At 53.7% G+C, this 13,300-nt stretch carries 12 protein-coding genes; 8 read left to right on the top strand and 4 right to left on the bottom strand.

Annotated features, from left to right (window positions below; translation table 11 throughout):
• Positions 1–14: 14 nt before the first annotated feature.
• Genes OCU43_RS14740 through aroE form a run of 3 tightly spaced genes read left to right on the top strand, consistent with a single transcriptional unit; the run spans position 15 to position 2,807 of the window.
• The gene (locus OCU43_RS14740) at positions 15–1,094 is read left to right on the top strand and encodes an ABC transporter permease (RefSeq protein ID WP_091356652.1); all 1,080 of its coding nucleotides are present in this window, start codon (positions 15–17) and stop codon (positions 1,092–1,094) included.
• Between the two features lie 2 nt (positions 1,095–1,096).
• Complete coding sequence (locus OCU43_RS14745; RefSeq protein ID WP_091356649.1) at positions 1,097–1,894, top strand: ATP-binding cassette domain-containing protein; 798 nt, start codon at positions 1,097–1,099, stop codon at positions 1,892–1,894.
• 55 nt (positions 1,895–1,949) lie between these two features.
• Positions 1,950–2,807, top strand: coding sequence for a shikimate dehydrogenase (gene aroE, locus OCU43_RS14750; protein WP_091357132.1), 858 nt, complete (start codon positions 1,950–1,952; stop codon positions 2,805–2,807).
• Positions 2,808–2,820: 13 nt separating this feature from the next.
• On the opposite strand, the gene nadS is transcribed toward aroE, so the two are convergent.
• The 4 genes from nadS to OCU43_RS14775 form a co-directional block, all read right to left on the bottom strand.
• Positions 2,821–3,138, bottom strand: a complete 318-nt coding sequence (gene nadS / locus OCU43_RS14755) for a NadS family protein (RefSeq protein WP_232846553.1) — start codon at positions 3,136–3,138, stop codon at positions 2,821–2,823.
• A gap of 396 nt (positions 3,139–3,534) precedes the next feature.
• Entirely contained in the window at positions 3,535–4,485 is a 951-nt protein-coding gene (locus tag OCU43_RS14765; protein ID WP_245756531.1) for an ABC transporter substrate-binding protein, read from the bottom strand.
• A complete protein-coding gene (locus OCU43_RS14770) occupies positions 4,482–7,109 on the bottom strand; it encodes a PAS-domain containing protein (protein ID WP_091356643.1) in 2,628 nt (875 codons plus the stop codon). Before OCU43_RS14770 ends, OCU43_RS14765 begins: the two co-directional genes overlap by 4 nt.
• Before the next feature lie 28 nt (positions 7,110–7,137).
• The gene (locus OCU43_RS14775; RefSeq protein ID WP_091356642.1) at positions 7,138–7,875 is read right to left on the bottom strand and encodes a response regulator; all 738 of its coding nucleotides are present in this window, start codon (positions 7,873–7,875) and stop codon (positions 7,138–7,140) included.
• A gap of 182 nt (positions 7,876–8,057) precedes the next feature.
• Between OCU43_RS14775 and pgi the strand changes: the two genes are divergently transcribed.
• The 5 genes from pgi (at position 8,058) to OCU43_RS14800 (ending at position 13,208) form a co-directional block, all read left to right on the top strand.
• Positions 8,058–9,719, top strand: coding sequence for a glucose-6-phosphate isomerase (gene pgi / locus OCU43_RS14780; RefSeq protein ID WP_091356638.1), 1,662 nt, complete (start codon positions 8,058–8,060; stop codon positions 9,717–9,719).
• Positions 9,720–9,724: 5 nt separating this feature from the next.
• Complete coding sequence (locus OCU43_RS14785) at positions 9,725–10,147, top strand: VOC family protein (RefSeq protein ID WP_091356635.1); 423 nt, start codon at positions 9,725–9,727, stop codon at positions 10,145–10,147.
• Between the two features lie 13 nt (positions 10,148–10,160).
• Positions 10,161–10,463 (top strand): SWEET family sugar transporter, encoded by a 303-nt coding sequence (locus OCU43_RS14790; protein ID WP_245756530.1) that lies wholly within the window; start codon positions 10,161–10,163, stop codon positions 10,461–10,463.
• A 304-nt stretch (positions 10,464–10,767) separates the two neighbouring features.
• Positions 10,768–12,189, top strand: a complete 1,422-nt coding sequence (locus OCU43_RS14795) for a YcjX family protein (protein WP_091356630.1) — start codon at positions 10,768–10,770, stop codon at positions 12,187–12,189.
• Positions 12,180–13,208 (top strand): YcjF family protein, encoded by a 1,029-nt coding sequence (locus tag OCU43_RS14800; RefSeq protein WP_091356627.1) that lies wholly within the window; start codon positions 12,180–12,182, stop codon positions 13,206–13,208. Before OCU43_RS14795 ends, OCU43_RS14800 begins: the two co-directional genes overlap by 10 nt.
• Positions 13,209–13,300 lie beyond the last annotated feature (92 nt).

Genomic DNA, 13,300 nt, shown 5'->3' on the forward strand with positions numbered 1-13,300 from the left:
ACCAGGAGAATCCCATGGCTGACTCAAGCACACTCAAAACGACACAGACAGCTGATCACGAGTTGGTCGCCGCTTCTGCAGGTGGGGAAGTTGCCTCATTTGAAAAAGAGACACTGTCATTTGTTGAGAAGACTCACCGCTTTTTCCATGCAAATCCAACGGCGGCTCCCGCCATCGTATTGTTACTCGCCGTGATCGCGTTCAGCATGATTATCGGCGACCGTTTTCTGCACCCCTTCAACATGTCGCTGATTCTTCAGCAGGTAACCATCATCGGTATTCTGGGTATCGCCCAGACCCTGATTATTCTCACCGCCGGTATCGACCTGTCGGTAGGTGCTATCATGGTACTAACCTCCGTTATCATGGGTAAGATGGCGATCGACGTCGGTCTGCCCCCCGAGATAGCCCTGCTGGCCGGTATCGCTGCCGGCGCCATCGCCGGTTACATCAATGGCATACTGGTCACCCTGTTCCGCCTGCCCCCCTTTATCGTCACCCTGGGCACCTGGAACATCTTCTTTGCCCTGAACCTGTGGTATTCCAAAAGCGAAACCATCCGCTCTCAGGCCATTGAACAAACTGCACCGCTACTGCACTGGACCGGACACACCATCGAGCTGTTCGGAGCCAAACTGACTTACGGCTCACTTTTGATGCTCGCGCTGTTTGCGCTGATCTGGTACGCCCTCAACTGGACCGCCTGGGGCAAGCATGTCTATGCCACCGGTGATGATCCGGGCGCCGCCAGTCTGGCAGGCATCCGTACCAACCGTATCCTGATGTCGGTTTATATCGTTGCCGGAGCGATCTGCGCCATCGGCGCCTGGGCACTGATCGGCCGCATCGGTTCGGTCAGCCCACAAGCGGGCATGACCGCTAACCTCGACAGTATCACCGCCGTGGTGATCGGCGGCTGTAGCCTGTTCGGGGGCCGGGGATCCATCTTCGGCACACTTATCGGCGCCCTGGTTGTCGGGGTGTTTCGCAACGGTCTGGCGCTGGCTGGAGTCGATGTACTCTGGCAGGAGTTTACCGTCGGCCTGCTCATCATAGTTGCCGTTGGCATGGACCAGTGGATTCGGAAGGTGTAATCATGAATAACAGTAAATCTACAGTATTACAGGCACGCGGACTGGTTAAACGTTATGGTCATGTTACCGCCCTGGATGGCGCAGATTTCGACCTTTATCCAGGTGAAATTCTGGCTGTCATCGGTGATAACGGAGCCGGTAAATCGTCTCTGATCAAAGCCCTGTCCGGTGCGCTGGTACCCGACCGGGGCACCGTCAAACTGGATAATGAGACGGTGAACTTCAAAAGCCCGATGGACGCCCGCAACGCCGGTATCGAAACCGTCTACCAGAACCTCGCCGTCGCCCCCTCGCTGGATATCGCCGATAACCTCTACCTCGGCCGTGAACAACTGCGGCCAGGTATTCTGGGGAAGGTGTTCCGTATGCTGGATAAGAAAGCGATGCACGATAACGCCCGTCAGAAGCTATCCGAGCTGGGACTGTTAACTATCCAGAACATTAACCAGGCGGTGGAAACCCTGTCCGGCGGTCAGCGCCAGGGGGTGGCCGTGGCCCGCTCGGCGGCCTTCGCCAAGCATGTGGTGATTATGGACGAGCCCACCGCGGCGCTGGGGGTAAAAGAGTCCCGCCGGGTGCTCAATCTGATCAAAGATGTACGCGACCGGGGCCTGTCTGTGGTCTTGATCAGCCACAACATGCCCCATGTATTTGAAGTGGCCGACCGCATCCATATCCACCGGCTGGGCAAACGCCATGCGGTGATCAAACCGGACACCCACACTATGTCTGAAGCCGTGGCGATTATGACCGGGGCGATGGACCCTCATGAACATGCTGCAGGCGCATTCGCAGTCTGAACAAAGTAAAGCCTTGGCCCTGACTCAACATCAGGGCTTTTTTTGGGAAAAGCCAATGAAGATCAATTTTCTCAGCAATCTGACCGGTTCATTTGCCATGCCGGCGATGGAGAACCCGACCGTCGCCATGGTTGAAGCCGCTTATCAGCACCACCAGCTCGACTGGCGCTATATCAACTGCGAAGTGTCACCGGAGCATCTTAAAGATGCGGTACGCGGCGCCCGGGCGATGGGCTGGGCGGGCTTTAACTGTTCAATCCCCCATAAAGTAGCGGTGATCGAACATCTGGACGGACTCGGACAGTCGGCAGAGATTATCGGTGCCGTCAACACCATAGTGCGCAGTGCCACGGGCGACTATATTGGCGAAAACACCGATGGCCGGGGTTTTGTTACCGCCCTGACAGAGGTGACCGATCCACGGGGATCACAGGTGGTTCTGTTTGGCGCGGGCGGCGCAGCCCGTGCTGTCGCGGTGGAGATGGCCTTTGCCGGAGCGGTCCATATCACGGTGGTTAACCGCTCCCGTAAACGGGGCGAAGAACTGACCCGACTGATCTGCGAAAAAACACCAGCCACAGCAACGTTTGCAATATGGGATGGCGATTTCCCTCTCCCCGCAGACACCGACATCGTAATCAACGCCACCTCCATCGGCCTCTACCCAAATATCGACCAACAGCTTGATATTGACTGGGAAACGCTAAGCGCGGATATGGTGGTCGCCGACGGTATCCATAATCCGCCGATGACGCCGCTACTGCGAACGGCTCAGCAAAAGGGTTGTCAATTCGTCAATGGACAGCAGATGCTGGTTCATCAGGGCGCTATCGGCATCCACTACTGGACCGGTATCACAGTGGACACCGGAGTGATGCATACAGCACTTAGTCAGCTATTTAACCCGGAGTAAATCGCTTATACGGTTAAGCGCTTTCCTGTTCGAGAATCGCTACCATCTGCCGGGGATTTTCTCTCACCAGCGTCAGCAACTTTTTTGTGGGGCCGGTGGGATTTCTCCGTTTATTCTCCCAGCTTTTTACCGCTTCATAACTAGCACCAATAATATCGGCAAACTCTTTACGGCTTTTACCTGATGCTTCACGAATCGCTTTAACATCCAGCGTTTCGTAGTGATGTACGACGCCACTGTCGGGTATTATTTCACCTTTTTCAATCGCAACCATCTCTTCAGCACTGCTAAGAAGGTCAGCAAACAGTTCATCTTTCATTGTTTGTTTCATCGCTATTTTAGCCTGCCTGAGACTTTCATTAGTTGGGATTTTTGGGCATCGGTGATGTTATCGGCTTCATTTTTAGAATAAATAAGCGCCAGATATAACCGCCCCGATTGAGTAGATAAATTATAATATATCACTCTTACTCCACCACTTTTTCCCATACCTGGCCTGGACCATCGAAGCTTTCGGAATCCACCAGTACCGGATATTGTGCTACCGCATTCCGGGTTTGCAATTAATGCCCTCTGCAACTCGCTGAACTCATCATCGCTCAGTAAATCCTTTCTGTGTTTACTGAAGCCGCTTAGTTCTATAAATGTAAACATAACAATCCATGTACTTTGTACACAGTATATCAGGTACATTGAACCTTTCAATATTGATAACTGCGTCTAAGTTTCACCACCCCTGATAGCTATCCACCGTTTCCCGGGTAATCAGCTTTGCGGGAATCAGTATGGTGGTCTGCTCCAGTGTCTCGCCCTGCATTAACCGGTAACCGGTTTCTACCGCTTTTGCCGCCATATAGTTGGGAAACTGTGCCGCCGTTGCGCAGATCAGCGAGTCTGAACGGCGCAGTTGCTGTTGCGCCAGCGGTGCGCCGTCGACTGAAGCGATGATAAACTCACCCCGACCGGCAAACTGTGCGGCATCCTGTGCACCCAGTGCAGAGGGGTCATTGATGGAAAATACGCCATCGATCTGTTGAAACTGGGTCAGCAGGTAGGTCATCGACTCCAGCCCGCCTTCACGTCCCCCGCCACTATTCAGATCGCTGGACAGCAGCTGAATACCTGGGGATTGCGCCAGCACCGCTTTGCACCCAGCCACCCGGTCCTTTACCGAGGACACTTTGGGACCGTTGATAATCACCACATCGCCCTTCCCTCCCAGCTGTTTCACCAGGTAGTCACAGGCGATCATGCCGGCCTGAGTATTATCAGTGGTGATGGTCGCATCGGCACCTTTCGCTTTGACATCCACCGCCAGCACTTTAACCCCGGCTTCCCGGGCTTTTAATACTGCGGCTTCAACACCATCATAACTGGCGGCGGACAGCAGAATCATATCCATCCCCTGCGCGACAAAGCTTTCTATCTGTTCAATCTGACGTTTAACATCATAGGCGCTGGAAACAACCACCACTTCAGCATTATCGCCCACCAGCTGTTTTGCCTGCATTTCAGCGCCCCGGGCGATCTGAATAAAATAGGGGTTACCCAGATCCGAGACGGAGATACCGATAGAGAGGGTCTTCTCTGCGGCAGCAGAGGGTAGCGCAGCTCCGGCCAACAGCAGAGCCGCCAGCAACCGGTGCGCGCCCCTCATGCCCCGCTTAATTCTGTTCACAGGTCTCTGCCTCCCTGATCTGTATGCCGTGTAAATGTGCTATCCAGCGCCATTGCCAGCTCCTCCAGCTTATAGGGTTTAGCCAGTACAATACCGGTCTGTTGCAAACCGTACTGCTCACTCAGATGCTGAACACTCAGCCCCGAGGTCAGCAGCACCGGTATTTCAGGCCATTGACTGTCAATTTTTTTCGCCAGGTGTAAACCATTAACGGCAGTGCCCAGGTTGATATCCGTAAACACAATATCGATATCATCCCGCTGATGAAGCTGCTGCAGCGCTTCATCGACGGATGCCACTGCGATCACCCGGTATTCAAGCTTTTCCAGCAGAGCCTGTCCCGCCTCTCTCACCTGATGATCATCCTCAACCATCAGTACGCAACGATTCTGGCCATCATTGAACGCAGTCACCGTATCTGCTCTGGGTAAAGCGGCTGACTCAGCTTTGCGGCGCAGATAGATACCGATCGTCGTCCCCTGCCCCTGCTGACTCTGAACCCTGATATCCCCCTCTGACTGTTTCACAAAGCCATACACCATACTCAGCCCCAACCCACTGCCCTGGCCGATCTCTTTGGTGGTGAAGAAGGGTTCAAACACCCGACGCAGATGGGCCTCGGAGATACCGCAGCCGGTATCAGCAACCTCGATATGCACCGCATCGCAGACGCCGCCATTCAGCTCAATCCCATGGCACTGACGGGTACAGAATGTCAGAGTCCCCCCGTCAGGCATCGCGGCACTGCTGTTAATCGTCAGGTTCAGCAGGGCATTTTCAAGCTGCCCCGGGTCGACATCCACCAGCCAGTCAGCGGCGCCAAGCTCCAGCTTTATTTTAATCGCCGACCCCACACTGTATTCAATCAGATCCAGCATCCCTTCAATCAGCGGGTCAACGGCTGTCGGTTCCGGCGTCAGGTGCTGTTTCCGGGAGAACGCCAATAAGCGCTGCGTCAGGTTTTTCCCCCGCTCTGCTGAGGCCAGCGCCCGGCGGGCATATTTAAGCGGTTTGGGGGCATCATAAAGTGTCGATTCCAGCAGCTGAAGGTTGCCATACATCGCTGCCAGGAGATTGTTAAAGTCGTGAGCAACCCCACCGGTCAGTTGCCCCAGGACCTCCATCTTCTGAGACTGGCGCAACTGTGCTTCAACGGTTTTACGCTCCGTCAGATCACTATACAGGGTCACAAACCCACCATCCGGCATCGGGCTGCTTCTGAACTCAACCACCCGCCCGTTGGCAAAGTGCCGCTCAAAGTGTTGCGGTTGCTGTCGTCGCATCTGGTTGACCTCATCCTTATCCAGCGCCATACCATCCAGCGCCCAGCTCTCCTGCGCCTCTTTCGACAACAAACCATGCACCTGCTCTATCGACATCCCTTTTTCCAGACTGTTCTGGGGCAACTCAAGAATCAGCAGGTATTGAGGGTTCCAGGCGATCAGCCGCCCCTCTCTGTCAAAAACACTCAACCCATCATTGATATTGGTGAACACCGTTTCCAGCAGATGCGACTGTTCCTGCAGATCGTGACTGATCCGGTCGATCTGAACCGCATTCTCACGAAATACCTGAAATGCCCGGGCCAGATCACCAATCTCATCACTACGCTCGATAGCCGGGGTCTGCTGATGGGTATCCCCTTCGGCAAGACGGCTCATCACCAGGGTAACCGACGCCAGATTCATCACCAGTTCGCGCACCATCCACACGCCCCCCAGTGCCGCGACAATACAGAGGAAGCTGATCAGTAAAATACCAGTTTTACCCGAGCTGACCGCTGCCCCCACCCGCTGACTTTCGTGGGATATGCGGCTTTGAATCTGATCGACAAAGTGTTGCACCTCCCCACTTAGTTGTTCGGAGATCGCCCGGGTTGAAGCCAGCAGAAAAGCGCTGCGCTGTTCCAGACTCAACTGCTTCAGCCGCAGATCAAAGAGGTTTTCCGGCCCCACCCCCACAGCATAGAGTTCGTTATAATCGTGATCAGCACCACCGACGGCAGAGCGATGAAAACTGTCGAGCTGACGGATAAAGCGTTGCCGGGTGATGGCCAGGCTATCGGCCGACTGGCTATGGGACGCCGTCATCAGCATCTCAGCCAGCCGCGTCACGGGTGTCGCACTATGCACGGTATCAAACGGCTCAGCCCCATCCATCAGACTTCGGAGGCGGTATTCATATTCCCGCAGATCCTCCCGCAGAAACAGATGCTGGCGGGTCAGATCGATCAGCTCATTCACGGTGCTATCGAGACGCTGCAGCAGCGTCTGAAGATTAGGGGCGGCAGCGTCCAGTTGTGGAATACGCTGCGCCAGTGAGAGCACTTTTTCAATTTTGGCTTTCAGCGTCTGGCTCAGCCCCTCTAACATATAGGGGGTACCGGCGCTGGTGACATAGGGGGCGATCGCCGCCAGGTTGGCGGTACGTTCAGCCAGTTCGAGAGAGCGGGAGATATCCGGCAACGCCTGCTGTTCAAAGATATTCAGCGCCCGGTCGGTGTTGCTCAGCCCCTGCCAGCCCACCAGCGCCAGAATCATCGCCGAAACAGACAGGATGGTAAACGCCAGCAATAACCGGGTGCGTGCTCGCAGGCGACTAAAGGGGCTGATCGACAGGATCATCTGTTCAACTCGCTGTCACGATGCCCCATCAGCACTGCATCACTGAAGCATTAAAGATATACCCCACACCCCGTTCAGTACGGATATAGGAGGGTTGTTTCGGATTCGGTTCAATCTTCCTGCGCAACCGCAGAATCAGCACATCGATAGTACGGTCATAGACATCTGAGTCAAACCCCCGGGTCGCGTCCAATAGCTGGTCACGGCTGAACACCCGGTTAGGCGAGCGGACAAACATCTCCAGTAGCTCATACTCGCCGTAGGTGAGTGAAACCGGCTCACCATCGACGCCGGTCAGTTCCCGGCTGGTCAGATCCATCACCCAGCCATCAAACGACAACCGTTCGTGACTGTAGGCATCCTCTTTACGTATCACCGGAGTGCTTAGTTGGGTGGTTCTGCGCAACATAGCCCGCACTCTGGCGAGCAACTCCCGGTTGTTGAATGGTTTCATCAGAAAATCGTCGGCGGCCAGCTCCAGCCCCAGAATCCGGTCAGTTTCATCCCCTTTGCCGGTGAGCATCATAATCGGGATGCTGGAATGTTCCCGCACCTCCCGGGCCAGTTGCATACCATCTTCACCTTTCAGCCTGAGATCAAGAATAATCAGCGAATAGGGAGCCGTATCCAGCGTCTGCCGCATCGCCCCACCATCGGCCACGGCGGTGACACTGAAGCCGCTATCTTCCAGAAGATCCTGCAACAACTCCCGCATGTCGATCTCATCATCGACCACCAAAATTTTTTGCTGGACAGCGTTTGTCATAGACGTTTCCAATTTTATTCTTCTTATAAGTGTATAAATAACACAAACATGCGCCATAAAAATTTCAATTATTACAAACCACGCTGAAGCGGTTCATTTCTGGTTTACCTCACCCGGTTCTAATGACACAGATAACGGGTCCCGGCATGTCGTCGGTTGCATAAAATATCGCGAGGCCATCAATGTACACTCTCAGCTCCTCTGTCACCTGGAAAAAACTCGAGCAGTTAGCCCTGCAAACCGAAAATGACCGGATTTCAGATTACTTTAGCGCAGACTCAGATCGTTTTAACAAGATGAGCCTGCAGCTGGGCGGCTTGTTTCTGGATTACTCTAAAAACAGACTGTCCGACGATATCTTCAAAACCCTGATTAAACTGGCCGAACACTCTCCGCTTCGCCAGCGCCAGGCGCAGATGTTCTCCGGCGATATTATCAATGTTACCGAGAAGCGCCCGGTGCTGCACACCGCGTTACGTAACCGGGGAGATGAACCGGTGGTGGTGAATGGTCAGGATGTGATGCCGGAGATCCGCGCGGGGCTGAAAAAACTACAGGCATTTACCGATCAGGTACGCAGTGGTGAGTGGAAAGGGTACAGCGACAAGCGTATTCGTAACGTCGTCAATATCGGTATTGGCGGATCGGATCTTGGCCCCAACATGGTCTGTCGGGCGCTCCTGCCCTATCAGCACCCGGAGATGAAGTTTCACTTTATCTCTAATGTCGATGGACAACATATCAAGAAGATTCTTAAGGGGCTGGATCCTGAGACTACCCTGTTTATCGTTTCCACCAAAACCTTTTCAACTCAGGAAACCCTGCTCAACGCTAACACCGCAAAACAGTGGTTTCTGGCACAGAGCAACTGCCCGGGGGCGGATCTGGGCAAACACTTTGTCGCGGTGTCCACCAACAAAGCTGCTGCCATGGAATTTGGTGTGAGCGAGCACTGTATCTTTGAGTTCTGGGCCTGGGTCGGCGGACGTTACTCCCTCTGGTCCAGTATCGGACTGCCTATTGCCCTGAGCATCGGCTACGACCGCTTTATCGAACTGTTAGAGGGCGCCTTCGAGATGGACCAGCACTTTCTCCATGCGCCGCTGGATCAGAATATGCCGGTGATTCTGGCTTTGATCGGCATCTGGTATATCAACTTCCTTGGCGCCGAAACCCAGGCGGTGATCCCCTATGATCAGGCACTGCATCAACTGCCCTCATTTCTACAGCAGCTGGATATGGAGAGTAACGGAAAGTCGGTAGATATGGAGGGTAATCCGGTGGATTATGCCACCGGGCCGATTGTCTGGGGCCAGACCGGTTCCAATGGCCAGCACGCCTTTTTCCAGCTACTGCATCAGGGCACCCGGTTTGTACCGATCGACTTCATCGCCTCGCTACAGGTCGATGAAGGTACCGAAGCCCACCACTTTGCCCTGCTCACCAATATGCTGGCGCAGGCGAATGCGTTTATGAACGGCGATGCCAAAGATAACCGCCAGGACTTTGCCAGTTGCCCCGGTAACAGACCGAGCAATGTACTGCTGATGGATCAGTTGAATCCTCACAACCTGGGGGCATTGATCGCCCTCTATGAACATAAGGTATTTGTTCAGGGCGCAATCTGGAATATCAACTCCTTTGACCAGTGGGGTGTACAGCTGGGTAAACGGCTGGCAACCGAGATCAGCCGCAATATTGAGAATAAAAGTTCGGAATACGACGCCTCAACTCAGGGCCTGATGCAGATGGTTAAACAGCACTTTGCCCGAAAGCCTGCCGCTGCAAAAAGCAATGCACCGATCACTCCTCAGGCAACAGCAAAACAGAAAAAAACGGCATAACCACGATGAAAATACTGCTTGAGAACAATTTTAACGGCCTGCAACATATCGGCATTCCGGTCACCGATATCCAGCGTTCTATCACCTTCTACCATCGCCTTGGTTTTACCGCTGTCATGGAGAAAACCTTCCCGGAAGGCGATGGCGAAACCACCGCGATTATGATGCAAAGAGCCGGGGTCATCATCGAACTCTATCAGCTGCCGCAAAGCCAGCTGGAAGAGATCGCAAACAGACGCGATGGCACTGTGGATCATATCGCCTTTTCCGTCACCGACATTCAGGCAGCCTTTGACGAGATGAAAACCGCCGGAGAAGATATTATCGAAACGGCCCCCATCCATCTGGATTTCTGGAAAAACGGCTGCCAGTACTTTGCGATCCGCGGGCCGGATGGCGAAAAGCTGGAATTCAACCAGATACTCTGACCTGGGGCCAACCGTGCAGGATATAACTTCATTCATCGGCATCTCAGCCGCCTGTTGCACAACCGCTTCCTTCGTGCCCCAGGTGGTGCAGATATTAAAAAGCAAAGATACCGCCGGTATCTCTGTTGCCATGTACTCAATATTTACTCTCGGTGTATTGCTCTGGGTTATCTACGGCTTTGTTATCCAGGATATGCCGGTACTGCTTGCCAATAGTGTCACCCTGATCCTGACGCTGTCGGTATTAGTGCTGACCATCATCCAGCGACTTCGCACCGCCAATATCCGCAATAGCAGCAACGTATCAAAGGACTGAGTAAAGCGGACAACCTCCAGGTCTGCAGGCACACCAGTGATTCAGCGCTGATGGTCGTCAGTATCATCGCTGTGTAGTGCCTGATATCACGGGTGTAACTGTGCAGATTACCGCGGTAATCTGTTTGACTAACGAGTGATGCGCGCTACAAATACCTCTCCAGCCTCAGGCGTTGCTGCAAGTAAGACGTTGTTTCAGGTCAGACCTTGAAATGAGGGCTAACCACGGCCATATAGGTGAATACAGCTCTTTGCAGCAAAACCACACCGGTTGATCAATTTTTTACGCAGAACCTGGAAACACTATGTCTAACAACGGACAGTCGGATTATTTAAAAAAGCTACACCATGTGACAGATGATGCGAAAACCCTGATCAATCGGGCGATACAGAATCGGGTGTGTATCGGCATTACCGGGCTGAGCCGCAGCGGTAAATCAACCTTTATCACCAGCCTGATCAACCAGCTTAAACAGCATGGCGCGAAAAACTCGCGGCTGGGTGGTTTCTCCCCCTGGTTAAAAAAAAGGATTATCCAGGTGACAGAGCATCCGCTGGAAAACCGCTATCTGCCCCGCTTTGATTATGAGCAGGCGGTGGACAGTCTGTCGGGAAGTTCTCCCCAGTGGCCGGTGCCGACCCGGGATATCAGTGGCGTGCTACTGGAAATCAAACTGGCAGACCAGGGCTGGTTTGGAAGAAAAACCTCGAAAAGTGTTTTTATTGAACTGAGAGACTATCCGGGAGAGTGGCTGGTCGACCTGCCACTGCTGAAGATGAGCTTTCGCGACTGGTGTGTCCTGGTCGAAAAGCAGCTGTCGCGGGCGCCCCGAAGTGGCTTTAGTGATAACCCACAGGCGTCGCTTAAACAGCTTGACCCGTTTGCTGACTATAACCCGGCGACCATCGAAACTCAGCGCGCCATCTATATCGATTTCCTGCACGCCTGCAAAAAACAGTCGCCGCCACTGACCATTATTCAACCGGGACGATTTATAGAACCCGGCACCCAGGCCGGTCATCCTGCACTGCATTTCGTGCCCCTGATCGCCTGTGCCGGTTATAGTGAAGCGCAGTTGCAGAGTGCCGGTAAAAACAGCAACTTTAAGCAGTTAGAAGCGATATTCGAGCGTTACAAGTCGGATATCGTAAAGCCCTTTTTCAAAGAGTTTATCGAACCAATCGACCGTCAGGTGGTGTTGGTCGATGTCCTCAATGTGCTGCACGGTGGCGAACCCTATCTCCACGAGATGATGCATGCGCTGGAAGCGATTGGTGAAAGCTTCGAATACAACGGCGGACTGTTCCGTTCGCGGATCGAAAAAGTGCTCTATGCCGCCACCAAGGTAGATCAGGTTGTGTCGCAGGATCACGATAATGTCCGCCACCTGCTCAGCTGTATTGTGCGAAAGTCCCTCGAACGAATTCAGGGGGCACAGGCTGACCTGCGGGTGGAAGCGGTGGCTTCGGTGCGCTCTTCCCATGCACAGACACAGGGAAATGAGGAGATCCTCAAAGGGATCTCGACTGAAGGTGAAGCCATTGGTTTTGTTAACCCCCGGATTCCTGATCACATCCCCTCTGAAGCAGAGTTTGCTGCGTTCATAGACTGGAAACTACCAGAACTGAAGCCACCGAAAGGTATTCGTGCCCATCAGGACCAGGCGATACCCCACATCCGTATGGATGAGGTGCTGCACAATTTAATGGGTGATATATGTCGATAAAATCTCAACAGGATGGCGATACCCGCATCCCGCGCACCTTCAAAATATCGGAAACCGATCTGGAGGGCATGATTCCCGACTCGATTGAGTCTGAACAGATTGAATACCCACCCAGCAACACCGGCCCGGTCAGCTGGAATAGTCACCCTCAGCCGCTCTTTTCCAGAACGATGAAACTGATCACCATCGGTTTGGGTGGTGTATTCGGCCTGACGCTGATTAACGACCTGATCTCGATGATCAACAACGCATCTGCGCTTCACTGGGCCTTTGGTGTCGCCGTATCAGCCGTGTTGGCAGTGCTGATCCTGATATCGGGGATTGGTTTGTTCAAATGGGCCCGGGGTAGCAACGATATCGACAAGATAGCGGAGTTTCAAAAGAGAGCGCGGGCGTTACAGCAACAGCAGAACAGTCAGAAGATCACCCCGTTTGTCGACAGTCTGGTGAGCTTCTACACCGATACGCCACAGGAAAAACAGCTCGATAAGGCGCTCAGTTTAATGCCGGATTATCTCGATGATGCCGAACGGCTGCGACACCTGGAGACACTCTTTATCGAACCTCTGGATAAGCGGGTCGAAAACATTATCCGCAAGCACAGTGTGCAAACCGGCTTAGCCGTGGCCGCCAGCCCGATGCCCTCGCTGGATGCTCTGCTCACCCTGTGGCGCACCAGCATCATGATCAAAGAGATCTCAGACACCTATGGCATCCGGCCAAACGTGGGTAATCGCATGCGAGTGCTCTACCGGGTTGGCAGAAGCACCGCCTATTCCGGCCTGTCCCAAACCGGGTTGGATATGCTCGACCTGTCCAACTTCCCTGCCCTCAATATCGGCGCCAAGGCACTGCAGGGTGCCGGCGCCTGTATCGCCACCTCACGTATCGGTATTCAGTGCGCCGCCCTGTGCCGACCGATCCCCACCGATGAATCAAAAGCGGGCTACCGGGAAAAACTGGTCTCGTCACTGTTGCTGCTACTGGGGAAAAAACTGAATAAAGGGCGCACGCCTTAGCTCTTCCAGGTTCAAGCGATTAAATACACAATACTAGGCGTTACCACAGAGAGCACAGAGGACACTGAGAAGAGCCCGTCATTTGGTTTTCT

This window comes from Amphritea atlantica, from assembly GCF_024347255.1.
Classification (GTDB): Bacteria; Pseudomonadota; Gammaproteobacteria; order Pseudomonadales; family Balneatricaceae; genus Amphritea; species Amphritea atlantica.